At 59.4% G+C, this 23,663-nt stretch carries 22 protein-coding genes; 14 read left to right on the top strand and 8 right to left on the bottom strand.

The window, feature by feature from the left end:
• Positions 1-300: hypothetical protein (locus tag BT204_RS27990; protein ID WP_204840104.1), on the top strand; the 300-nt coding region annotated here is incomplete at its 5' end.
• Here BT204_RS27990 and BT204_RS01800 read toward each other — a convergent pair.
• Positions 297-761 (bottom strand): TIGR02444 family protein, encoded by a 465-nt coding sequence (locus BT204_RS01800; RefSeq protein WP_175550952.1) that lies wholly within the window; start codon positions 759-761, stop codon positions 297-299. The two genes, BT204_RS27990 and BT204_RS01800, sit on opposite strands and share 4 nt — an antisense overlap.
• A 50-nt stretch (positions 762-811) precedes the next feature.
• On the opposite strand from BT204_RS01800, the gene abc-f reads away from it, so the two are divergent.
• From abc-f to BT204_RS01775, 5 genes are all read left to right on the top strand, one after another.
• Positions 812-2,722: a ribosomal protection-like ABC-F family protein gene (gene abc-f / locus BT204_RS01795; protein ID WP_014720438.1), complete on the top strand. Its 1,911-nt coding sequence runs from the start codon at positions 812-814 to the stop codon at positions 2,720-2,722.
• Positions 2,722-3,288, top strand: a complete 567-nt coding sequence (locus tag BT204_RS01790) for a mechanosensitive ion channel family protein (protein ID WP_003195372.1) — start codon at positions 2,722-2,724, stop codon at positions 3,286-3,288. Before abc-f ends, BT204_RS01790 begins: the two co-directional genes overlap by 1 nt.
• 169 nt (positions 3,289-3,457) lie before the next feature.
• On the top strand, positions 3,458-4,090 hold the full coding sequence (locus BT204_RS01785; RefSeq protein WP_005792425.1) for a LysE family transporter: 633 nt from the start codon (positions 3,458-3,460) through the stop codon (positions 4,088-4,090).
• 202 nt (positions 4,091-4,292) lie between these two features.
• Entirely contained in the window at positions 4,293-6,188 is a 1,896-nt protein-coding gene (locus tag BT204_RS01780; RefSeq protein ID WP_034129033.1) for an FTR1 family protein, read from the top strand.
• Position 6,189: 1 nt separating this feature from the next.
• Entirely contained in the window at positions 6,190-6,645 is a 456-nt protein-coding gene (locus BT204_RS01775; RefSeq protein WP_034129032.1) for a YaiI/YqxD family protein, read from the top strand.
• Between the two features lie 146 nt (positions 6,646-6,791).
• Here the strand turns inward: BT204_RS01775 and elbB are convergent, their stop codons facing one another.
• Positions 6,792-7,457: an isoprenoid biosynthesis glyoxalase ElbB gene (gene elbB / locus BT204_RS01770; RefSeq protein ID WP_034129031.1), complete on the bottom strand. Its 666-nt coding sequence runs from the start codon at positions 7,455-7,457 to the stop codon at positions 6,792-6,794.
• A gap of 115 nt (positions 7,458-7,572) precedes the next feature.
• Between elbB and BT204_RS01765 the strand changes: the two genes are divergently transcribed.
• A complete protein-coding gene (locus BT204_RS01765; RefSeq protein ID WP_034129030.1) occupies positions 7,573-8,808 on the top strand; it encodes a sterol desaturase family protein in 1,236 nt (411 codons plus the stop codon).
• Here BT204_RS01765 and BT204_RS01760 read toward each other — a convergent pair.
• The gene (locus tag BT204_RS01760) at positions 8,789-9,424 is read right to left on the bottom strand and encodes a DedA family protein (RefSeq protein WP_034129029.1); all 636 of its coding nucleotides are present in this window, start codon (positions 9,422-9,424) and stop codon (positions 8,789-8,791) included. The genes BT204_RS01765 and BT204_RS01760 overlap by 20 nt on opposite strands.
• A 208-nt stretch (positions 9,425-9,632) precedes the next feature.
• Between BT204_RS01760 and hemB the strand changes: the two genes are divergently transcribed.
• Both hemB and ppk1 read left to right on the top strand, forming a co-directional pair.
• The gene (gene hemB / locus BT204_RS01755; RefSeq protein ID WP_034129028.1) at positions 9,633-10,646 is read left to right on the top strand and encodes a porphobilinogen synthase; all 1,014 of its coding nucleotides are present in this window, start codon (positions 9,633-9,635) and stop codon (positions 10,644-10,646) included.
• Positions 10,647-10,664: 18 nt separating this feature from the next.
• Positions 10,665-12,887 (top strand): polyphosphate kinase 1, encoded by a 2,223-nt coding sequence (gene ppk1, locus BT204_RS01750; RefSeq protein WP_054896006.1) that lies wholly within the window; start codon positions 10,665-10,667, stop codon positions 12,885-12,887.
• Between the two features lie 139 nt (positions 12,888-13,026).
• Here ppk1 and ppx read toward each other — a convergent pair whose 3' ends face one another.
• Positions 13,027-14,529: an exopolyphosphatase gene (ppx, locus tag BT204_RS01745; protein ID WP_003195352.1), complete on the bottom strand. Its 1,503-nt coding sequence runs from the start codon at positions 14,527-14,529 to the stop codon at positions 13,027-13,029.
• A gap of 754 nt (positions 14,530-15,283) precedes the next feature.
• Here ppx and BT204_RS01740 point away from each other — a divergent pair.
• The 5 genes from BT204_RS01740 (at position 15,284) to BT204_RS01720 (ending at position 20,589) form a co-directional block, all read left to right on the top strand.
• Positions 15,284-15,943: a DUF1120 domain-containing protein gene (locus tag BT204_RS01740; RefSeq protein ID WP_072445621.1), complete on the top strand. Its 660-nt coding sequence runs from the start codon at positions 15,284-15,286 to the stop codon at positions 15,941-15,943.
• Positions 15,944-16,058: 115 nt separating this feature from the next.
• The gene (locus BT204_RS01735) at positions 16,059-16,718 is read left to right on the top strand and encodes a DUF1120 domain-containing protein (protein ID WP_157717968.1); all 660 of its coding nucleotides are present in this window, start codon (positions 16,059-16,061) and stop codon (positions 16,716-16,718) included.
• 90 nt (positions 16,719-16,808) lie between these two features.
• A complete protein-coding gene (locus BT204_RS01730) occupies positions 16,809-17,525 on the top strand; it encodes a fimbria/pilus chaperone family protein (RefSeq protein ID WP_239695904.1) in 717 nt (238 codons plus the stop codon).
• Positions 17,526-17,531: 6 nt separating this feature from the next.
• Complete coding sequence (locus BT204_RS01725; RefSeq protein WP_275655129.1) at positions 17,532-20,036, top strand: fimbria/pilus outer membrane usher protein; 2,505 nt, start codon at positions 17,532-17,534, stop codon at positions 20,034-20,036.
• Between the two features lie 190 nt (positions 20,037-20,226).
• Complete coding sequence (locus BT204_RS01720; protein WP_230960007.1) at positions 20,227-20,589, top strand: DUF1120 domain-containing protein; 363 nt, start codon at positions 20,227-20,229, stop codon at positions 20,587-20,589.
• 4 nt (positions 20,590-20,593) lie between these two features.
• Here BT204_RS01720 and BT204_RS01715 read toward each other — a convergent pair whose 3' ends face one another.
• From BT204_RS01715 to BT204_RS01700, 4 genes are read right to left on the bottom strand one after another with little or no spacing between them, the layout of a single operon-like run.
• Positions 20,594-21,331, bottom strand: coding sequence for an amino acid ABC transporter ATP-binding protein (locus tag BT204_RS01715; RefSeq protein WP_054917093.1), 738 nt, complete (start codon positions 21,329-21,331; stop codon positions 20,594-20,596).
• On the bottom strand, positions 21,318-21,968 hold the full coding sequence (locus BT204_RS01710) for an amino acid ABC transporter permease (protein WP_034129023.1): 651 nt from the start codon (positions 21,966-21,968) through the stop codon (positions 21,318-21,320). The genes BT204_RS01715 and BT204_RS01710 overlap by 14 nt, the downstream gene beginning before the upstream one ends.
• A complete protein-coding gene (locus tag BT204_RS01705) occupies positions 21,965-22,633 on the bottom strand; it encodes an amino acid ABC transporter permease (protein ID WP_034129022.1) in 669 nt (222 codons plus the stop codon). Before BT204_RS01705 ends, BT204_RS01710 begins: the two co-directional genes overlap by 4 nt.
• A gap of 14 nt (positions 22,634-22,647) precedes the next feature.
• The gene (locus tag BT204_RS01700) at positions 22,648-23,433 is read right to left on the bottom strand and encodes a transporter substrate-binding domain-containing protein (protein WP_034129021.1); all 786 of its coding nucleotides are present in this window, start codon (positions 23,431-23,433) and stop codon (positions 22,648-22,650) included.
• Between the last annotated feature and the right edge of the window lie 230 nt (positions 23,434-23,663).

Below are 23,663 nucleotides of genomic sequence, written 5' to 3'. Positions count from 1 at the left end.
CCAGCCGCGAAGCCAGCTGCTAAACCTGCTGCTGCCAAACCAGCTGCCAAGCCAGTCGCTAAAACGGCAGTTGCCAAACCGGCCGCTAAACCCGCTGCTGCCAAACCAGCCGCTAAGCCAACTGCTAAACCTGCTGCCGCCAAACCGGCCGCGAAGCCCGCTGCCAAGCCAGCGCCCGCAAAGCCAGCTACTCCAGCAGCACCCACTGCTACTCCGGCAGCAGCCACCGCTCCAACTGCATCGGCCAGCAGCACCCCTGCACCGGTAGCGCCAAGCACCACCCCAACCAGCGCTTCCTAAGTGTTGGTGGCCATGGCGCGCAATTGCAGCAGCGCGTCGTGGTCAAGGTTGGCGGCTTCGGTCGCCAGGCCTTCAAGCCATTCTTGCTGACCCGGCACCTCATTGATCGGCCACGCCTGCGCCAGCGCTTCCAAGCGCGCCAGCAGCGTTCTTTCGGCCTCCAGTTCCAGTGTCTTGACCTGCTCTCGTAGCGATGCCAATTGCGCATCCTGCTGGGCCAAGGCTCGCCATTGCCCGCGCATTTGTCGCAAGGGTTCGACAACCTGCACCCGCCACGGCTGGGCAATCTGCTGCAGTGCCTGAACGCGTTCGGGCTTATATGCCACACCTCGCCATTCCAGCCACGCACCACACAACAACAGGCACACGTCTGCCCCTTGCTCCTGCAAGCGCAGGCAAGCGGCCTCCACGCCCGGGCGGGCGTAGGTCGAAAGGGCGAAGCTCCACAGGTCAGCGCACATATTCACACCCAAGCCAGCGGCCAACGAAGCTGGTAGACTCCGCCGCCATTATGATCCGACTTCAAAGCCTAACATTACAGCGTGGCCCGCAACGTCTTCTCGAAGACGCCGAGCTGACCCTGCACGCCGGTCACAAAGCCGGCCTGATCGGAGCCAATGGCGCCGGCAAATCCACGTTGTTCGCCTTGTTGCTGGGTGAGCTGACCCCGGATTCGGGGGACTGCCTGCTGCCGGCCGACTGGCGCATTGCTCATATGCGCCAGGAGATCGACACCCTGGACCGTATCGCCATCGACTACGTGCTCGATGGCGACCTGCGCCTGCGCCAGGTGCAGCACGACCTGGCTGAGGCCGAAAAAGCCCAGGACGGTGCCGCACAGGCGCGCCTGCACTCGGAGCTGGACAGCGCCGACGGCTATACCGCCGACGCCCGTGCTCGCAAGATGCTCGCCGGCCTTGGGTTTACCAACGAACAGATGGACCGTCCGGTCGCCGACTTCTCCGGCGGCTGGCGCATGCGCCTGAACCTGGCCCAAGCGCTGATGTGCCCCTCGGACCTGCTACTGCTCGACGAACCGACCAACCACTTGGATCTCGATGCGATCCTGTGGCTGGAAGACTTCCTCAAGAGTTACCAGGGCACCTTGCTGCTGATTTCCCACGACCGGGATTTCCTCGACGCCGTGGTCGATAACATCGCCCATGTCGAACAGAAGAAAATCACCCTTTACCGTGGCGGCTATACCGCGTTCGAACGCGCGCGTGCCGAACGCCTGGCCCAGCAGCAACAGGCCTTTGAAAAGCAACAGGCGCAACGTGCGCACATGGAAAGCTACATCGCAAGGTTCAAGGCCCAGGCTACCAAGGCCCGCCAGGCCCAGAGCCGGATCAAGGCCCTGGAACGCATGGAAGAGCTGTCGGCGGCCCACGTCGATTCGCCGTTCGACTTTGTCTTCCGTGAGTCGGTGAAGATCTCCAGCCCGCTGTTGGACCTCTCGGACGCTCGCCTTGGCTATGGCGACAAAACCATCCTTGAGAAGGTCAAGCTGCAGCTCACGCCGGGCGCACGCATCGGTTTGCTCGGCCCGAACGGTGCAGGCAAGTCGACACTGATCAAGAACCTCTCGGGTGAGCTTGAGCCGCTGGCCGGCCGCCTGACCCGTGGCGAGAACACGGTGGTGGGTTACTTCGCCCAGCACCAACTGGACTCCCTGGATGCCAAGGCCAGCCCGCTGTTGCACCTGCAACGCCTGGCGCCGACCGAGCGCGAGCAGACCCTGCGCGACTTCCTTGGCGGTTTCGACTTCCGTGGCGCGCGCATTGACGAACCTGTGCTGAATTTCTCCGGTGGCGAAAAAGCCCGACTGGCCCTGGCCCTGATCGCGTGGGATCGCCCGAACCTGTTGCTGCTCGACGAACCCACCAACCACCTGGACCTGGAAATGCGCCTGGCGCTGACCATGGCCCTGCAGGAGTTCAGCGGTGCGGTATTGGTGGTGTCTCACGACCGTCACCTGCTCAAGAGCACTACCGACAATTTCCTGCTGGTCGCCGACGGCAAGGTCGAAGAGTTCGACGGCGACCTGGACGACTACGCGCGCTGGCTGACGGAATACCGCCTGCGCAATGCGCCGGCCAGCAACACGCCGGTCAACCCGGACAAGACTGACAAGAAAGCCCAGCGCCAGGCCGCCGCCGCGCTGCGCCAGCAGTTGGCGCCGCACAAACGTGAGGCCGACAAGCTGGAAGCCGAACTGGGCAAGGTGCATGAGCGCCTGGCCAAGATCGAAGCCAGCCTGGGCGACAGCGCCGTGTATGAGGCGGCGCGCAAGGACGAGCTGCGTGACCTGCTGGCCGAACAGGCCAAGCTCAAGGTGCGCGAGGGGCAACTGGAGGAAACCTGGATGGAGGCCCTCGAATTGCTCGAAACCCTGCAAGCGGAGCTGGAGGCGCTGTCCTGATGGAAGCGTTGCAATTGCCAGTCCCGGTGCAATGGATCGAGCCCATCTGGATTGGCGTGCAAATCCTGCTGATCCTGCTGGCCGGCTACCTGGCCCAGCGCTTTGTCGCCAAAGGCCTGACACGCCTGGGTGAGCGCTACCCGTTTCCGCCGCAATTGTTGATGCCCCTGCGCGGTGGCTTGCGCTGGCTGATCATGGGCAGTGCACTGATCTTTGTATTGGGCCGCCTGGGTGTGTCGGCCACGGTGTTGTGGACGGCCTTGTCGGGCTTTGTCGCGGTGGCGGCCGTGGCGTTCTTCGCCATGTGGTCGGTGCTGTCCAACCTGCTGTGCGCGATACTGATCTTTACCGTCGGGCCGTTTCGCCTGGGTGATATCGTCGAGCTGGTGGACACCGTCGACAAGCCGGGCGTGAAGGGCCGGGTCGTGGCGATCAACTTGCTCTACACCACGCTGATCGAAGTCGAGGAAGCCGGGACCAACAGCGCGATGGTGCAGGTGCCCAATAGTCTGTTCTTCCAGCGCTCGGTACGCCGTTGGCCCGGCTCTGGCACCAACATCCTGTAGGAGCAAGCTTGCTCGCGAAGACCGTCAACGATAACGCAGCGCTTGCAGTCAGCCCGCATCGCCTGTGCATTTTTCGCGAGCAAGCTCGCTCCTGCAGAAATCTGTAGCCAGCCTTTGGTCGCTGGAGTTAGCTTAAGGCACAACCGCTAACTCCCTTGCGAGGTGTGCAATGGCTCTCGATACATGGCTGGCCTTTTTCCTGGCCAGTTGGATCATCTCCCTTTCTCCTGGCGCCGGTGCCATCGCCTCGATGTCTAGCGGCCTACAGTACGGTTTTGTGCGTGGCTACTGGAACGCCATCGGCCTGCAACTTGGCCTGGCGATGCAGATTGCTGTGGTCGCCGGTGGTTTGGGGGCCATTCTGGCGGCCTCGTCTACTGCGTTCTATGCGATCAAATGGTTCGGCGTGGCCTACCTTGTGTACCTTGCCATCAAGCAATGGCGCGCTTTACCCATGGACATGACCGATGACGCCGCCGTGCGCCCGATCGGCAAACCGATGGCGATGATGTTCCGCGGCTTTCTGGTCAACGCCAGCAACCCCAAGGCGCTGGTATTCATGCTGGCGGTGCTGCCGCAGTTCGTGAACCCGCAGGCGCCGTTGTTGATCCAGTACCTGATCCTTGGTGCGACCATGATCAGCGTCGATATGATCGTGATGGCGGGCTACACAGGGTTGGCCTCGAAAGTCTTGCGCCTGTTGCGTACGCCTAAACAACAGAAACGTGTAAACCGCACCTTTGCTGGCTTGTTTGTCGGCGCTGCCGGTTTCCTTGCGAGCCTGCATCGCGCCACGGCCTGACCAAGCGACTGGCTCAAAAATGTGGGAGCGGGCTTGCTCGCGAATGCGGTGCTTCAGTCACTATTTTCTTTGACTGATATACCGTATTCGCGAGCAAGCCCGCTCCCACATTGGTTTTAGGGTGATATGAAATAACACCTTGAGTCGAATCCATTAAAGCTCAACAATAGTGTTACTTCGTATTTCCACTTGAGATTCATTCATGACCGCCCCTTTCCGCTTTCTCGCCTGGCTGGTGTTGCCGGCATTGCTGTCGTGCAGCCTCAATCTGTCGGCCGCGACCGCCGAGGGCGCGCCGCAAGCCCTGCATTTGCTCGACTACATTGGCGCCGACTACCCACCGACGGTAGAGGCGGGCAAGGTGGTGGATGATTCGGAATACCGCGAACAAGTGGAGTTTCTCGGGGTATTGCAGGGGCTGGTGGCGGAGTTGCCAGACAAGCCTGAGCGCGCCGAGCTGGTAAAGGGCGTTGATGAGCTGCTGGCCGCGGTCACTGCCCACCAGGACGGCGCGAGCGTTGCCCGCCAGGCTCGTCAATTGGGCGCCAAGCTGGCCGTGGCGTATGAAGTCAGCCAGGCCCCGGCCATCACGCCGGACCCGACGCGCGGCGCGCCGCTCTACGCCCAGCATTGTTCGGTGTGCCACGGCACAACGGGCGCCGGCGATGGCCCGGCAGGCGTGGGCATGACCCCACCGCCGGCTAACCTGCGCGATGCAACGCGCCTGGACCGCCTGAGCCTCTACGCGATCTATAACACCCTCGGCCTGGGCGTCGAAGGCACCGACATGCCGTCATTCGCTGACCAACTGGACGACCGCCAGCGTTGGGACCTGGCAACCTATATCGCCGGCTTCACGGCCGACCCGGCCGCTGCCAAAGGCGAGCAGACATTCAACCTCGCCGACCTGGCCCGCCAGACCCCCACTGAAGTGCTCGCCGCTGACGGTCCTGACGCTGCCACGACATTCCGCGCCCAGCGTGCGCAGCCGCCGCAGGTTCAGCGTGGCCCCGCGCAGTTGCTCGACTACACTGCCGCCACCCTGGACAAGAGCCTCGCGGCTTTCCGCAACGGCGACCATGAGCAGGCTTACGATCTATCCGTCGCAGCCTACCTGGAAGGCTTCGAGCTGGTGGAAAGCTCCCTGGATAACGTCGATGCCAATGTGCGCAAAGACACCGAGAAGGCCCTGATGGCCTATCGGCAATCGTTGCAGGACGGCTTGCCTATCGAGCAGGTGCAGCAGCGCTTGGATGCAGCCAAAGGCAAACTCACTGAATCGGCTGGTTTGCTGGGCGGCGATGGCCTGAGCTGGTCGTTGAGCTATATCTCCGGCTTGCTGATCCTGCTGCGTGAAGGCCTGGAAGCGATTCTGGTGCTGGCCGCGATCCTCGCCTTCCTGCGTAACACCGGCCAGCAATCGGCGGTGCGCAGCGTCAACGTCGGCTGGGGCCTGGCGCTGTTGGCAGGTTTGGGTACCTGGGCCTTGGCGGCCTATGTCATTGACGTCAGCGGTGCCCAGCGTGAGTTGCTTGAGGGCTGCACGGCGTTGTTTGCCAGTGTGATGGTGCTATGGCTCGGCGTGTGGATGCACGACCGGCGTCACGCGGCGGCCTGGCAGGACTACATCAAGAGCAGCCTGGTGGGCGGCGGTGGGCGTTTCGGGTTTGCCGTGCTGGCGTTCTTCTCGGTATATCGCGAACTGTTCGAAGTGATCCTGTTCTACGAAACCCTGTGGCTGCAGGCCGGCCCTGCCGGGCACAACGCGGTGCTGGCCGGTGGTGCCACGGCGCTGGTGCTGCTGGTGGGCCTGGCCTGGGTGATCCTGCGCGGTTCGGCGAAGTTGCCCCTGGCGCTGTTCTTTGGCATCAACGCCGCATTGCTGTGTGCGCTGTCGGTGGTGTTCGCCGGGCACGGTGTGAAAGCCTTGCAGGAAGCCGGCATTTTCGGCACGCGGCCAGTGGCGTTCTTTGACTTCGACTGGCTGGGCATCCACGCCGATGCGTACTCGCTGGGGGCACAGGCCGTGGCGATCCTGGCGATTGTGGTGTTGTATGGCCGTAGCCGCCTGACCGAAAAGCACCGGGCGGCGGCGTAGCATGCGCGTGTGGATCGACGCCGACGCCTGCCCTCGGGCGGCCAAGGACCAAGTGGTGAAGTTTGCCCTCAAGCGCCAGTTTGAGGTGGTGCTGGTCGCAGGGCAAAGCCAGATCAAGCCTAGCTTTGCCTGTGTGAAGCTGATCGTGGTGCCCAGCGGGCCGGATGCCGCCGATGATTACCTGGTGGAGCACGCCGTGCCCGGCGAACTGGTGATTTGCAGCGACGTGCCCTTGGCCGATCGACTGGTGAAGAAGGGCATCACGGCCCTCGACCCGCGTGGCAAGGAGTTCAGCCCTGCGAACATGAGCGAGCGGTTGGCGGTGCGCAACCTGTTCACCGACCTGCGCGAGCAAGGCCAGATGGGCGGCGGCCCGCCGCCCCACAGCGAAAAGGACAAGCAGGCGTTTGCCAATGCGCTGGACCGAATTCTTACCCGCTTGATGAAACCAGCCTGACCTGTGGCGAGGGAGCTTGCTCCCGCTGGGCTGTGCAGCAGCCCCAAAGCCGTCGTCAGTGTTTTATCTGAATCACCGCGTCAGCTTAGATGGGGCGGCTTCGCCACCCAGCGGGAGCAAGCTCCCTCGCCACAGGTGCATCCCCATCAGTCGTTTTCGTGGGTTAATTCCAATACCCGATCCACCAGCTTGTTGATGCCGGACGCCACCTCGCTGATGTTCTTGCCCAGCATATAGGCCGGTGTACTCACCAGCTTGCGCGCCTGGTCCTCGACGATATCCTCCACAGTGCATTCGACGTGGGTGGCGCCCATCTTGTCCAGGGCTGCGGCGGTGCTGGCATCGTTGCCGATGGTGCAGGTCACGCCAGGGCCGTAGATCTTGGCGGCCAGGGCCGGCGAAATGCAGATCAAACCCACCGGCTTGCCCGCTTCGGCAAAGGCTTCAGCCAGTGCCAGCACCTGGGGGTTGATGCTGCAGCCGGCGCCTTCCACGGCAAAGTTCGACAGGTTCTTGGCCGCGCCAAAACCGCCCGGCACGATCAGCGCGTCAAAGTCTGCGGCGTTGGCTTGACCAATATCCTTCACGGCGCCCCGAGCGATGCGCGCGGATTCCACCAGCACATTGCGAGACTCGGGCATTTCTTCGCCCGTGAGGTGGTTGATCACGTGCAACTGCGCAACGTCGGGTGCAAAGCATTCCACTTGAGCGCCGCGCTGGTCCAGGCGCAGCAGGGTGATCACGCTTTCATGGATCTCTGCGCCGTCGTACACGCCACAGCCGGAAAGGATCACTGCAATCTTTTTGCTCATGGGCATTTCTCCTGATTCATGGCGTTAAATGTCTACTAATTTGTAACCTCTTGCCAATGGGAACTCACGTCGCTGCACCTAATCTTGATGTAACAAAAATAGACCGGACTAGCCCATGGACTTTGTGCCTTACGCAGTACCGTTTTTTATTGCCCTGATCGTGGTCGAGTTGCTGGCCGACCGTTGGCGTGGCGTGCGCAACTACCGAGTGGCGGATGCCATCAACAGCCTCAGCACCGGAGTGCTGTCCACCACCACAGGCTTGCTCACCAAGGGCGTGGGCCTGCTGACCTACGCGTTCGCCATCGAGCACCTGGCGCTGTTCGAATTGCCTGCCCAGAGTGCCTGGACCTGGGTGTTTGCCTTTGTGTTCTATGACTTCTGCTACTACTGGCTGCACCGCATGGGCCATGAGCGCAACATACTGTGGGCCGCGCATTCGGTGCATCACCAGAGCGAGGACTACAACCTCAGCACCGCTTTGCGCCAGACCAGCACCGGTTTCCTGCTGAGCTGGATCTTCTACTTGCCCCTGGCGGTGGTTGGTGTGCCACTGGTGGTGTTTATCAGCGTTGCGTCGCTCAACCTGCTTTATCAATTCTGGGTCCATACACGCCATGTTCCCAAGCTTGGCTGGTTCGAATGGTTTTTCGTCACACCGTCCAATCATCGGGCCCACCATGCGCAGAACGCTCTCTACATGGATCGCAACTACGGCGGGGTGTTCATTATTTGGGACCGACTGTTCGGTACCTTCCAGGAGGAAGACGATAACGAACCGGTGATTTTCGGTGTGACCACACCCTTGGCCAGCTGGAACCCGCTGTGGGCCAACCTGCAGTTTTATGCGCAACTCTGGAGTGACGCCCGGCGTACTGAGCGTTGGTGGGACAAGCTGCGTATCTGGTTCATGCGCACCGGCTGGCGCCCGGCGGATGTCAAGGCCAAGTACCCGATGGCCAAGCCGGACCTGAGTCAGTTCCGCAAATTCGAGGTCCCGCTGGATGTGCGCCAACAGGTCTACATCGCCTTGCAGTTTGCGGCCTATGTAGGGTTTGGCAGTTATCTGATGAATTTCGGTGAGGGCTTGCCCTCCACGGCGCTGGTCCTTGGCTGGGGCACGATGGCGCTGGGGTTGTTTACCCTGGGCGTGGCGCTGGAGAATCGCCCATGGGCGCTGAAGGCCGAGCTGGCGCGCCTGGCGCTGAATGTTCCCTTGGTATGGCTGGCGCCGCTGGTGGGGTTGTGGCCCGCCAGCAACCTGGGCTGGCTGGGCCTGGCGAGCTACAGCCTGCTCAGCATCATCGGCCTCTACTGTTGCAGAAGCCGGCTTACTCGGTTGGTGTCTTAGGCGTTTCGACCGAGGCTGGCTCGTTAGCCAGCCGAGCCTTGGCCTCGGCACAGGCTTGGCGGGCGATGCGGGCATTCTTGAAGCGACGGCGCAGCCACAGGCCAAAGCCCAGCACCAGCAAGGCGGCCAATACCCACAACTCGTATTTCTTGACGCTGCCGAGCATTCCTTCCAGCACTGCGCCGAAGTGATAGGCTGCCGCCCCCAGTGCCGCGGCCCAGATCGCCGCGCCAATACCGTTCAGAACCAGGTAGCGCAACGGTGGGTAGCCGGACAGGCCAATCGCCACGGGCATCACCGTGCGCAACCCGTATACGAAGCGGAAACTCAATACCCAGATATCCGGATGCTTGCGGATATGTTCCAGTGCCTTGTCGCCCATCAGTTGCCAGCGCGGCTTGCGCGCCAGCAACTTGCGGCCGTGCTTGCGCCCCATGTAGTACCAGAGCTGGTCGCCGGCGTAGCTGCCAAAAAAGGCAACGACCACCACCAGGTTGATATCCATGTAGCCACGGAACGCCAGGAAGCCTGCGAGTACAAGGATGGTCTCGCCTTCGAAGAACGTGCCGAGAAAGAGGGCAAAGTAGCCGAAGTCATGCAGAAATTGTTGAAGCATGGTCTAGGGTGCTGGCGAAATGAACGCGCAGCCTACGCCTTCACGAAGATTCATGAAAGTATCGAGATGTGTCACGAAGTGAACAATTCCTACGCAAATGACGAATGGGACTACAGGTCGTGTCGATAAGCACAACTGTCATTCATTCGTCATAATGGCCGCTTATAACTGCAACGCTCGCCCGTAAACACGGGCTCAGGAGTCTGTCGTGAGCTTTACCCCTGCCAATCGCCTGTTCCCCGCCACCCGTCTGCGTCGCAATCGTCGTGATGATTTTTCTCGTCGCCTGGTACGTGAAAATGTACTGACCACGAATGATCTGATCCTGCCGGTTTTCGTGCTCGACGGTGAAAATCGCCGGGAAGCGGTGGCGTCGATGCCGGGTGTGGAGCGTCTGACCATTGACCTGTTGCTTGAAGAGGCGGCGAAGTGGGTCGAATTGGGCATCCCGGCGCTGGCGCTGTTCCCGGTGACCCCGGCCGAACTCAAGACCCTGGACGCCGCCGAAGCCTGGAACCCCCAGGGGATTGCCCAGCGTGCCACCCGTGCCCTGCGCGAGCGTTTCCCGGAGCTGGGCGTGATCACCGACGTGGCCCTGGACCCTTTCACCACCCACGGCCAGGATGGCATTCTTGACGAAGACGGTTATGTTCAGAACGACATCACCGTCGATGCACTGGTCAAGCAGGCGTTGTCCCACGCGGCTGCGGGCGCCCAGGTGGTTGCACCGTCGGACATGATGGACGGACGCATCCAGGCGATTCGCGAAGCCCTTGAGCTGGCCGGTCACGTCAATGTGCGGATCATGGCCTACTCGGCCAAATACGCCAGCGCCTACTACGGCCCATTCCGCGATGCGGTAGGCTCGGCGCTGAACCTGGGCAAGGCCAACAAGGCCTCGTACCAGATGGACCCGGCCAATAGCCAGGAAGCCCTGCACGAAGTGGCCACCGACCTGGCCGAAGGCGCCGATATGGTGATGGTCAAGCCGGGGATGCCTTACCTGGACATTCTTTACCGGGTCAAAGAGGAATTCAAGGTGCCGACCTTTGTCTATCAGGTCAGCGGTGAATACGCCATGCACATGGCGGCGATCCAGAATGGTTGGTTGAGTGAAGGGGTGATCCTCGAATCCCTGACTGCCTTTAAACGTGCCGGCGCTGATGGCATTCTGACCTACTTCGCCGCCCGCGCCGCCCAATTGCTTAGAGAGCAACAATAGCCCTCACAGGAACACTCGATGAATACCGAAGGACTCTCAGAAGTTGCCGTAAAAGACGCTCACCCGGTGGTTGAACAAGTCGCCCAGACCCCGCCGGAGCTGGAGCCTGCACCGCCTGCGGTGGTGGCCGAAGCGCCTGCGCCGGCGCCAGTGCCAGTGGTCACCAACCTGGATGACAGCAGCCTGTACATCCACCGCGAGTTGTCACAACTGCAATTCAACATCCGCGTGCTCGAGCAGGCGCTGGATGAGTCCTACCCCTTGCTGGAACGGCTGAAATTCCTGCTGATTTTCTCCAGCAACCTGGACGAGTTCTTCGAGATCCGTGTTGCCGGCCTCAAGAAGCAGATCACCTTCGCCCGTGAGCAAGCCGGTGCCGACGGCCTGCAACCGCACCAGGCCCTGGCGCGTATCAGTGAGCTGGTGCACGGCCATGTGGACCGCCAGTACGCGATCCTCAACGACATCCTGCTGCCGGAGCTGGAAAAGCATCAGGTCCGCTTCATTCGTCGTCGTCACTGGACCGCCAAGATCAAGACCTGGGTGCGCCGTTACTTCCGGGACGAAATTTCGCCGATCATCACGCCTATCGGCCTCGACCCGACGCACCCGTTCCCCTTGCTGGTGAACAAGAGCCTCAACTTCATCGTCGAACTCGAAGGTATCGACGCTTTCGGCCGCGATTCGGGCCTGGCGATCATTCCAGCGCCGCGTCTGTTGCCTCGGATCATCAAGGTACCGGAAGAGGTAGGGGGCGCTGGCGACAACTATGTATTCCTGTCGTCGATGATCCACGCGCACGCCGATGACCTGTTCCAGGGCATGAAGGTCAAGGGCTGCTACCAGTTCCGCCTGACTCGTAACGCCGACCTGGCGTTGGACTCCGAAGACGTTGAAGACTTGGCCCGTGCCCTGCGCGGCGAACTGTTCTCGCGGCGCTATGGCGATGCGGTGCGCCTGGAAGTGGCGGACACCTGCCCGAAACATTTGTCGGACTACCTGCTCAAGCAGTTCAACCTGGCCGAGTCGGAGCTGTACCAGGTCAACGGCCCTGTAAACCTGACGCGCCTGTTCAGCATCACCGGCTTGGACAGTCACCCGGAGCTGCAATACAAGCCGTTCACTCCGCAGATCCCGAAACTTTTGCAAAACAGCGAGAACATCTTCAGCGTGGTGAGCAAGCAGGACATCCTGCTGCTGCACCCCTTCGAGTCGTTCACCCCGGTGGTCGACCTGCTGCGCCAGGCTGCCAAGGACCCGCACGTCCTGGCCGTGCGCCAGACCCTGTACCGCAGCGGTGCCAACTCGGAAATCGTCGATGCGTTGGTGGATGCTGCGCGTAACGGCAAAGAAGTCACTGCGGTGATCGAGTTGCGGGCGCGCTTTGACGAGGAGTCCAACCTGCAACTGGCCAGCCGCCTGCAAGCGGCCGGTGCGGTGGTGATCTACGGCGTGGTCGGCTTCAAGACCCACGCCAAGATGATGTTGATTCTGCGCCGTGAGGCCGGTGAAATTGTGCGTTACGCCCACTTGGGTACCGGCAACTACCACGCCGGCAACGCGAAGCTCTACACCGACTACAGCCTGCTGACATCCGATGACGCGCTGTGTGAAGACGTCGGCAAGTTGTTCAGCCAGTTGATCGGCATGGGCAAGACCTTGCGCATGAAGAAGCTGCTGCACGCGCCGTTCACCCTCAAGAAGGGCATGCTCGACATGATTGCCCGCGAGACCCAGTTCGCTCTCGACGGTAAACCGGCGCACATCATCGCCAAGTTCAACTCGCTGACCGATCCTAAGATCATCCGCGCGCTGTACAAGGCCAGCCAGTCCGGTGTGCGCATCGACCTGGTGGTGCGTGGCATGTGCTGCCTGCGCCCCGGCATTGTGGGCGTGTCGCATAACATCCACGTGCGCTCGATCATCGGCCGCTTCCTGGAGCACACACGCGTGTTCTACTTCCTCAACGGCGGCGAAGAGCAGATGTTCCTCTCCAGCGCCGACTGGATGGAACGCAACCTCGACAAGCGTGTGGAGACCTGCTTCCCGGTAGAAGGCAAGAAGCTGATCATGCGGGTCAAGAAGGAGCTGGAAAGCTACCTGACCGACAACACCCATAGCTGGAGCCTGCAGTCGGATGGGCGCTACGTGCGTAACACGCCGACCGGCAACCAGAACCCGCGCAGCGCGCAGGCGACGTTGCTGGAGAAGTTAGGTAGCCCGATTCTGACGGTGAACTAGCCCAGGCATACGCAATTCCATGTGGGAGCGGGCTTGCTCGCGAATGCGGTGTGTCAGTCAATGCATCTGGTGACTGATCCACTGCATCCGCGAGCAAGCCCGCTCCCACATTTGTTCTGCAGAATGCTTTTAGATTTGCTTAGCGCAGGTTCAGGCTGAACCCTACCCGCGTCAGCCATTCCGCTTCCTGGGCGAAGTCCGCCTGGGTCAGCTGGTTTTCATCCAGCCAGCCTTTGGGGAACATCACTTCCAGGCTATCGCCATCGGCGTGCAGTTTGACCTGGGGCATTTCCTGGGTGCCGCGGATGTGGTGGAACAGGATTGCAAAGCGCAGCAGCGCACACAGGCGGATCAGCTTGATGCCGTCTTTACCGAACTCGGCAAACTTGTCCTTGGGAATATTGCGACGATGGCCGCGTACCAGCAGCGCGAGCATCTGTTGGTCTTCCCGCGAGAAACCGGCCAGGTCCGAGTGTTCGATCAGGTACGCGCCGTGCTTGTGATAATGGTAGTGGGCGATGTCCAGGCCGACCTCATGCACCTTGGCTGCCCAGCCGAGTAACTCGCGCCAGACGCCGTCTTCCAGGTCCCAGTCCTCGGCCACCTGGTCGAAGGCGTGCAAGGCTTTGCGCTCGACGCGGGCGGCTTGCTCCAGGTCGACGTGGTAACGCTCCATCAGCGAGCTGAGGGTGCGCTCTCGCACGTCTTCATGATGGTGCCGGCCCAGCAGGTCGTAGAGCACACCTTCGCGCAGGGCGCCGTCACAGTGGTCCATGCGTTGCAGTTCGAGGGCGTCAAAGATGGCTTCGAGAATCGCCAGGCCCGCAGGGAAAATGGCGCGACGGTCGGGCTTGATGCCGTCGAAGTCGATTTTCTCTGCATCCCCCAGCTTGAACAGCTTGCGCTTGAGCCACGCCAGGCCTTCGGCGTTCACCTCACCGGTGCCATGGCCACCGGCCTTCAAGGCCAGGCCAATGGCACGGATGGTGCCGGACGAGCCGATGGCTTCATCCCAGGTCAGGCGATGCAAGGCATGTTCGATGCTCATGATTTCCAGGCGTGCTGCGGTGTAGGCCTGGGCATAACGCGCCGGGGTGATCTTGCCATCCTTGAAATAACGCTGGGTGAAACTCACACACCCCATCTGCAGGCTTTCACGCAGTAGGGGTTCGAAACGCTGGCCGATAATGAACTCGGTGCTGCCACCGCCAATGTCTGCCACCAGGCGTTTGCCGGGCGTGTCGGCCAGGGTGTGGGACACGCCGAGGTAGATCAGACGTGCCTCTTCACGGCCCGAGATGACTTCCACCGGGTGCCCGAGGATTTCCTCGGCGCGATGGATGAATTCGTTGCGGTTGCGCGCTTCGCGCAAGGCGTTGGTGCCAACGATACGCACCGCGCCAGGGGGCATGCCGTTGATCAGTTGCGCGAAACGCTTGAGGCAATCGAGTCCGCGCTGCATGGATTCTTCATTGAGCTTGCGCTCGTCGTCGATCCCGGCGGCCAGTTGCACCTTCTCGCCGAGCCGCTCAAGGATGCGGATCTCGCCGTTCTGGGCCTTGGCCACGACCATATGAAAGCTGTTGGAGCCCAGGTCGATGGCGGCGATCAAGGACAGATTCTTGGCTTGGGATTGCGGCATGGTTTGGGGGTCTCGGTCGATAACCTTGCCATCGTGCCACGATCGACGGCTGGCGCCAACGCGTAGTGCCAGAGGAATTTTCCCCAATCACTCATCAGAAATTGTGAATGCCGCTTGTAGGAGGTGGTTGCGATAGCTGTGTTATTGGGTCAGGAGTCGCTGTAGTTCATAACTTGCAGTGTGCGTAATTTCTGGATGGTCAACTTAGTCCTACATGTGTATGCATATTTGTCTTGGTTTTTTGTGTTTGCTCCTACAGTAAACAATCTAAATGTGAGCCGTTTTCGCAGAGCTGTCTTACGTTGATTGAGGTGTTTTTCCGGCTTAATTATTTATGTGTGGCGCCGATACTGCCGGTCGGCAATTAAGCCGTGGCGGTAATTATTTGTCGCTCAGGGATTGTACAAGGGGTAGTTATGCGTGTGGGGTTAAACAAGTGAACACCTCACATCGCTGACTATAGGTGCTGTTTTTACATGCTCAGGAAATTAAGGTGCTCAGATGAAGAGCAAAGTGTCAGTGCCGGCGGGACTGCTTCTGGCTGCTGTAGATTTAAGCGTCGAAGCAGCCAATCTACGAGTGAAGGGTATTAATGGCCCCGCCCGTTGCAGTTTAACACTATGAGTTCGATGGCAAGCAGCCTGCGCTAGAGCTGTGTTATTTCCGATAGTTGCTGTGTCGGCAGTTTTAGTGATGAGCGATATTGGTTTTTTGCTAGCGAATCCATTTCTATGTCTATGCAGGATGTAAGATCATGAAAATAAAGTTTGTTTTGGTGGCAGGTATGGTGCTTTCGGTGGCTAGTCTGAGTGTTCAGGCCTCAGAGTTGCGCGTAAAGGGGGCCATTGTTCCTGCCAGTTGCAGTTTTACAATGACTAATGCCGTTTTCGATTATGGTGATATCCGGCCGTCGAGCCTAAGCGAAACTCAGTATACGCGTTTGACGGCGAAGTCTACGCCGTTCGCTGTTAAATGCGAGGGAAGTGCACTCACTGCGGTTGGGCTCAAGGCAGTGGATAATCGTTCATCCAGCAAAGTGCCAGGTATCGTTAGCTCAATAGACCAGGGCTACACTGATAACTACAACTATGGATTGGGTTTGTCGTCCAAAGGACAAAAAATAGGGGGTTATGCCGTACATGTTCAAAACTCTATTGCTGATGGGCGAACCGTCCGTACAGTGACTTCCGCAGACAATGGCAATACATGGACGAACTATCGAAGCAACGCGTTGGGTCAAGGCGGCGATGTCATTGCCTGGTGGGGTGGTTCAGGAGCGCAAACACCACTTAAGGTTAATTCGGTATCGGGGAATATTCAGATTATCACCTTTATTAATAAAAAGTCCGCGCTCGATGTGGGCAGTAAAATCGAGTTGGACGGTCACGCAACCTTGGAGCTTCGTTACCTCTAGGCTCCTATTCGTACTTCCTTGATCAGATAATTCGCATCGGTGTGTGGGTGATAGCGCAGGCCTAATTGTCATCGGGTTTGATCTGATATTTATCGTTATGTTGAGAGTGCTAAAAATGAATAAGACGATGTTTGTAATGAGTGTCGCGTGCTTGGCGTCCCTTGGTTTTCATGCTCAAGCTGCTGACCTGAGTGTGAAAGGAACGATTGCCCCCGTCAGCTGCAGTTTCACGATAACCAATTCGGTTTTTGACTACGGAAGGATTGACCCGAATTCCCTGAGCCCGACACGTTATACACAGTTGGCTAAAAAGACAACGCCTTATTCGATCAAGTGTGCCAGCAATGTCAAGACAACGGTGGCGATCAGGGCGTCGGACAATCGTGCAAGCTCTCGAATTCCCGGCATGATGCTCAGTCTTTTTGGCAGTAATTATAAAGATATTTATAACTTCGGATTGGGTGCTACGTCCCAAGGGCAAAAGATTGGTGGGTATCTGATCCACTTACGTAATTCTGTGGCGGACGGTGTAGCGGTGGGGATTGTTGGTTCCGAGAATAATGGCGGATATTGGCATACGAATAGCACCCAAGCCGTCGGCCATACCTCCAACCTTACGGCTTGGCGGGCAGGAAATGTCTACGCACCTATCAAGCTTAATACGGTGGCAGGCCAAATTGAAGTGTTGCCTGTTATCAATAAAACATCAGAGTTAAATATGAGTAATCAGATTAATCTGGACGGTCAGGCTACTTTAGAGCTGCGCTATCTATAACTAGGTTCGGAAAGGGGCCGAGCAGAGCCACGCTTTATTAAGCGGGCTTTGTGTCGGCCAATATTTCTTTCGCAAAGCCTGTGCGCACAAGTGGGTAGTGAAGTGATGGTTAAAAGATTTCTTAAATCATGCTTGTTAATAGGTTTTTTCTTGCCGGCGGTGCTGTTCGCCGACGGTATGCGTCCTGATACCACCGTCATTGTGCTACATGAGGCAGAAGGTGAAGTCAGCATTAACGTCACCAACACGGATAGCAGTCCGGCACTGCTGCACTCGGTTATTGAGGATGTCCCGGAAGATACCGAGCAACTGATTGTTGCCACCCCACCGGTCACACGTGTGGATGCAGGAGAGCGTCAGATGGTGCGGTTTCTTTCAATAGGCACCGAACCACTCAAGACCCAGCGCCTGAAGCGTGTGTCCTTCGAAGGAATTCCTCAGGCACAACCTGGTTCCGGTGCGACCATTGGTATCAGCCTTCGGCAGAACCTTCCGCTGATCCTGCATCCCAAAGGCTTGCCAAAGAACGATGCGCCTTGGGAGCTACTGACCTGGCATCTTCAGGCCAACGTCTTGAGTGTGCGCAACGACAGCCCCTACGTAGTTCGCTTGGCGGCAGACGTCCGTCTTAATCCGCAACGAGTGACGGCCAGCCTTGCTCGTACCTACGTGCTGCCTGGCGAAGTATTGCAGGTGGCCTTGGACAAGCCTGTACCCGGTGCGACCTCGGTCACCCTTGAACCCGCGACCGTCTACGGCTTCGCTGTCGATAGCTACGATGCGCTGCTCATCACGAATGCGCCGTGACCGTTCATGAACACAACCAATGGCAGTTTCGGTGCAGTTCCCGGCGACTTGAATCATGTACAAAAGCGTGAGGCGCTTTTCAGGCGAAGCGGGCTGAGCCTGTCGGTATGCATGGCAATGATGGCGGTGGTGGTCACGGATGCTTCTGCCGCCCGTGTATCGAGCATTTCCGGGTTCGACTTGGAAACGCTGCAGGCGCGTGGTATCAGCCCTTCGGTTGCCCACTATTTTCGTCATGCGCCACGTTTCAGTGAGGGTGTGAGGGTCGTGGACCTGCACGTCAACGGTGAGCGGATAGGCTTGACGGATGCTCGGTTCGATAAAGAAGGTGAGCTATGCTTTACCCGTAGTTTGCTTGATCGTGGCAGCTTGCGGGTACCTTCCTCGGTGATCGACAAAAGTGCCCCCCCCGAGCAAGCCTGTCATGACTTCAAAGCCGAATACCCTGAGACAGTAACGACATTGCGTCCTGGCAACGAAGAGGTGTCGTTGGTGGTGCCTACGCAAGCGCTGCGAGACGTTCAGCGAGACTCCGGCAGCTATGCGCGCGGAGGCACGGCAGCGCTACTCAATTACGACGTCCAGGCAATCAACAGTCACTCCAGGGCGGATACCTATCGGTATCTTTCAGCCTCCACAGAGGTGGGCTTCAATTTTGGCGATTGGATTGCCCGCAGCCGCCAGCTTTATATTTCCAACGATCGCCGCACAACGGCCGAACACCTTTTCGCCTATGCACAACGGGATTTCTTGCCTTTGGCTTCGACCTTCCAGGTCGGTCAGATATCGAGCAATAACCCGGTGTTTGGGGGAGTACAACTGACGGGCGCGCAGATTTTCCCCGATGGTATTGAAAGTGGTGGCAGTCACAATGGCGTGGTAGTCGAGGGGCGAGCCCTGAGCCAATCACGGGTGGAAGTACGGCAATCCGGCGCGTTGATCTATACCACGGTCGTTCCTGAGGGGCCTTTTACGCTGACCAATCTGCCCTTGCTCAACGGCACCAGCGACCTTCAGGTCACGGTGATAGAGACCCAGGGCGGGCAGCGCAGTTTTATCGTGCCGGCTGCTACGTTCCGCGCAGTGGTCCCCGTGAAGTCTGGATATACAGCTTCTTTGGGCAAGATCCGCGAGGTGGAGGGGAGAGGGGCCAAAGAGCCCCTGCTGGCCATGGCCAGTGGTACGTGGGCTGTGGGCAAGGACAGCGCGGTCAGCGCAGGGGTACAAGGTACCGATAGCTACAATGCGGTGGGGCTTGCCCTGGACAGCAGCTTTTCCCAGCGCTTTTCCCTGGGGGTGCGTAACAACTTGTCCCGGGATCATTCAACAAACGTACAAGGCGCGCGCAACAGTGTGTCTGTGAGCGTGGGCCTGCCTGCGAATGTACAGATGTCCTTGAGTGCCACTGCGCAGACACCGGGCTATCGTGACGTCATCGATACAGTGACGCCTCATGTAAACGATGTGGATGGCTCGCGATTCAAGAACCAGTACACCGTAGGATTCAGTTGGGCGGACCCTCAGTTGGGTGGCTTCTCAATCGGTTATAACCGGGGGGCCGATTTCAAGAGCCGGATTACCCAGAATATCTACGGCACGTGGAACAAGAGTTTCAGATATGCCAGTGTCGGTGTAACCGTGGACTCTCAGATTGGCCAGTCCAACAGTGCCGATGACCGGAACGATGACGGACTGGGTATTCGACTGCAGGTCAGTGTTCCCCTGGGCCGTGATCGGAGCCTCAGCGCATTCGCTCGACGTCAGGGAGAGCGCTCCAGTATCGGCACTGCCTATGATGAGCGTGTCGACGAGACGCTGAACTACCAGATACGCAGCGACAGAGACTTCGCAGGGCATCGTGAGCACACCCTGGGCGGCACGCTCAACGCGTCTTCTCGTTACGCGCAAGTGGGGCTGGGGCTGAATCGTGACTCGTCCAGCACCAGTTACTCCGGGCAATTGCAAGGGGCGGTGGTCGCCCATTCTGAAGGTTTCACATTGTCGCCGTATCGGGTTGAGGACACGTTTGGCGTGGTCTCGGTGGGCGAGGTTGCCGGTGCTCGTCTTACCACACCTCAAGGGCCGGTTTGGACCGACCCGTGGGGCAAGGCTGTGATCGCCAGTTTGCCGGCTTATCAGTCGAGCGTGTTGGAGCTGGAAGGCAAAAGCCTACCTCGCCAGATGGATATCAAGAACGGTACCAAGGTCCTGGAAGCGGGCCGTGGGTCCTTCAACAGGGTCGATTTCGAAGTAATCAACGTGCGCCGGGTACTGCTGCGCGCTACGGATATACACGGCAAACCATTGCCTCAGGGCGCTGCCGTGCTGGGGCCAGAAAATGCATTGCTGACCACGGTGGTTGGGGATGGGATGATTTTTCTCAGCAACGTCGACGCGCCCCAGGCCCTTAAAGTCTCTTCCAGCACAGTGTCCTGCGCGCTGCAGCTCGACCTTCCGGAGCAAACCTATAATGGCAAATTCTACGAAACCGCTTCGGCGGTCTGTCGGTGAGATGGCCCGCATGAACGAGTGGCGTATCGGGTGCCTCAAAGGCTTGGGGCTGTTGTTGAGCTGCCTTTTATTGGCAGCGCCGGCAAGCGCTGCGAACTGCCGCCTGTCCCTGAGCCAGCCCATCATCGATTACGGCCTGCTTCGCCCAGGCGAACAGCTCGAAAACCGGGGTGCTTCGCTGGGGAAGCGTATGGTACGTCTGAACGTGATCTGCGTGGAGGCTGCGGTGATTGCGCTACGTTTTCAAGGCGTGCCGGCCAATGAGACTGGCTACAGGTTTGGCCGCCAGGGCTTTTTCAACCTGACGCTTCAGCATCCTCAACTCGACGGTAAACCCATCGAGTTAGCGCAATGGCACAACCCTACCGAACGGGACGCCCAGCTACGCCCAGGCCAATCTCTGGTAGTGCTGGTCGGCGGAGCTCCTGCCAGAGGCCACGCTTTTTCGGCGCAGGTGCAAGTAGACACCTGGCTATCGAGCGCAGCCACTGCTGTTGGCAATAAAACCACATACGAGGGCAATGGGCGTTTCGAGCTGGTGTCCGGTGGCTGAGTCCTCAGGCAGGTGATCCATGGCTGCCGATGAAGTTTGCCAGCTCGGCAGATTGCGGATGTGCAAACAGCACTTTCGGATCGCCCACTTCATGCACCTTTCCCTGGTGCATGAACACCAACTTATCCCCAACCTCCCGGGCAAAACGCATTTCGTGGGTCACCATGATCAGGGTCATGCCGTCTTTAGCCAGTTGGCGCACCACGCTGAGCACTTCATTGACCAGCTCCGGGTCCAGGGCCGATGTGATTTCATCGCACAGCAGCACTTTGGGTGACATGGCCAGTGCGCGGGCAATGGCGACTCGCTGTTGCTGGCCACCGGACAGTCGATCAGGGAAAGCGTCGAACTTCTCGCCCAGGCCTACCCGATCCAGCATCTGCTTTGCCAACTGCACCGCTTTGGCCTTTGGCACTTTCTGCACCACTTGCGGCGCCAGCATCACGTTCTCGCCCACGGTCAGGTGCGGGAACAGATTGAATTGCTGGAACACCATGCCGACCTTCTGCCGCAGGCTGCGCAGGTCGGCGCGGGCCGCGTCGAGGTATTCACCATCGACTTCGATGACGCCGTCGTTGATCGACTCCAGACCATTGAGGGTGCGCAGCAAGGTGGACTTGCCCGAGCCGCTGCGGCCGATGATTGCCACCACCTGGCCTTCGTCCACCGTCAGGTCGATGCCCTTGAGCACGTGGTGATCGCCGTAATACTTATGCAGGGCAGAAATTCTAAGCAGAGGCATGCAGTCTCCTTTCCAGGTAGCGCGCACTGAGGGACAAGGGGTAGCAAAGCAGGAAGTAACCGAGGGCCACCAGGCCATAGACCATGAAGGGTTCGAAGGTGGCGTTGGCGAGCATGCCGCCCGTCTTGGTCAGTTCGGTGAAGCCGATGATCGAGGTCACGGCGGTGCCTTTGACCACCTGCACCGAGAAGCCCACTGTCGGCGCGACAGCAATACGTAGCGCCTGGGGCAAGATCACGTAGCGCAGTTGTTCAAGCGGGTTGAGGGCCAGGCTGGCCGAGGCTTCCCATTGGCCGTGGGCAATGGAGTCGACGCAGCCGCGCCATATTTCAGCCAGGTAAGCGCTGGTAAATAGGGTCAACGCAATCGCCGCTGCCAGCCAGGGCGATATGTCCACGCCGAGCAGGGCAACGCCGAAAAACACCAGGAACAGCTGCATCAGCAGTGGCGTGCCCTGGAACAGTTCGATATAGGCGCGGGCAATGTTGCGCGGGAACGCTTTGCGGCTGATGCGCAGGGTCATCACCAGTAAGCCGATCAGGCCGCCGCCCACAAACGCCACTAGTGATAGCAGCAGCGTCCATTGCAGGCCGGTAAGCAGGTTGCGCACGATGTCCCAGAACGAAAAATCACTCATCGGCTGTTCCTCATGACAAACCGTCGGCCGATCCAGTTGAGCAACTGGCGAATCATCAGCGCCATGCACAGGTACACCAGGGTGGTCAGGGCATAGGTTTCAAAGGCCCGGAAATTACGCGACTGGATAAAGTTGGCGGCAAAGCTCAGCTCTTCAGTCGCGATCTGCGAACACACCGCCGAGCCGAGCATCACGATGATGATCTGGCTGCTCAGGGCTGGCCACACCTTGCCCAGGGCTGGTAGCAACACCACATGGCGGAACGCCTCGAAGCGCGTCATTGCCAGCGCCGCGGCCGCTTCCAGTTGCCCCCGTGGGATGGCCTGGATACCCGCACGTATGATCTCGGTGGAGTACGCCCCCAGGTTGATTACCATCGCCAGCACGGCGGCTTGCCATTCGGTGATCTTCAATCCCAGGGACGGCAGTCCGAAGAAGATGAAGAACAGTTGCACCAGGAACGGCGTGTTGCGGATCAACTCGACATACACACCAAAGAGCCACGCAAACGGCTGGATCTTCCACGCCCGTACCACGGCGCCGACAGTGCCCAGGGCCACACCGAGGGTGGCGCCAATGGCCGTCAGCTCAAGGGTGAACAGCGCGCCACGCAGGAGCAGGTCGGTATTGGCCAGCACCGGCACAAAGTCGAATTGATAGGCCATCGTTGAGCTCCGCGTCAGAGGTCGGCAGGCAGCGGTTCTTTGAGCCACTGCATGGCGTTTTTCTCCAGGCTACCGTCAGCCTTGGCCGCGACCAGGATCTGGTTGACCTTTTCCAACAGCGCCGGCTCGTTCTTGTTCACGCCTACGTACACCGGCGAATCCTTGAGTTTCACCTTCAGTGCCGGTACGCGCTTGGGGTTGCGTTCGCTGATGGCCACCATGACCACGTTGCCACTGGCGATCAGGTCGACCTGGCCGGCCAGGTAGGCGGCGATGGTGGAGTTGTTGTCTTCAAAACGCTTGATCGTGGCTTCCTTGGGCGCTACCGCGGTCAGCTCGATGTCTTCGATGGCGCCACGGGTCACGCTGATGGTCTTGCCCTTGAGGTCGTCGAGGCTGGCGATGGCGGCATCAGGCGGCCCAAACACGGCAAGGTAGAACGGCGCGTAGGCGTTGGAGAAGTCGATGACTTTTGCGCGCTCGGGGTTCTTGCCCAGGCTGGAAATCACCAGGTCGACCTTGCCGGTGGTGAGGAACGGGATGCGGTTGGTGCTGTTCACCGGGGTCAGTTCCAGCTTGACCTTGAGTTGGTCGGCCAGCAGCTTGGCGGTGTCGATGTCCAGGCCACGGGGTTGCATGTCAGGGCCCACCGAGCCAAACGGCGGAAAGTCCTGGGGGACGGCAACCTTCAGCGTGCCACGAGCGACGATGTCATCCAGACCATTCGCCTGGGCGGGTGCCTGGCTCAGCATAAGGCTGGCAAACAGGGCAGTGAGCAGGGCGCTGTAGCGCTTGGTCATGGCAACTCTCCGAAAAAGGCGAAGGAATTTTCTGAGTTTGCCCAGTGCACAGCCCATGCCAGCACCGTTCGGATCGTCTGCAAGGCTGATGTTTATTGAGGTGCACAGGTCTTACTGGTCTGAACAGTTGCCAGGGTTTTCGCACCCTTTTCGAGCGCTGACAAAAAGCTGCGAGCCCCTTTGGGGCGTGGCTTGCAGCCGGCCATAAATAGTTTTACAACGGGTCACGC

The sequence above is a fragment of the Pseudomonas sp. NFPP02 genome, from assembly GCF_900119355.1.
GTDB classification, from domain to species: Bacteria; Pseudomonadota; Gammaproteobacteria; order Pseudomonadales; family Pseudomonadaceae; genus Aquipseudomonas; species Aquipseudomonas paracarnis.
This window is presented reverse-complemented; position numbering and strand designations above follow the sequence as displayed.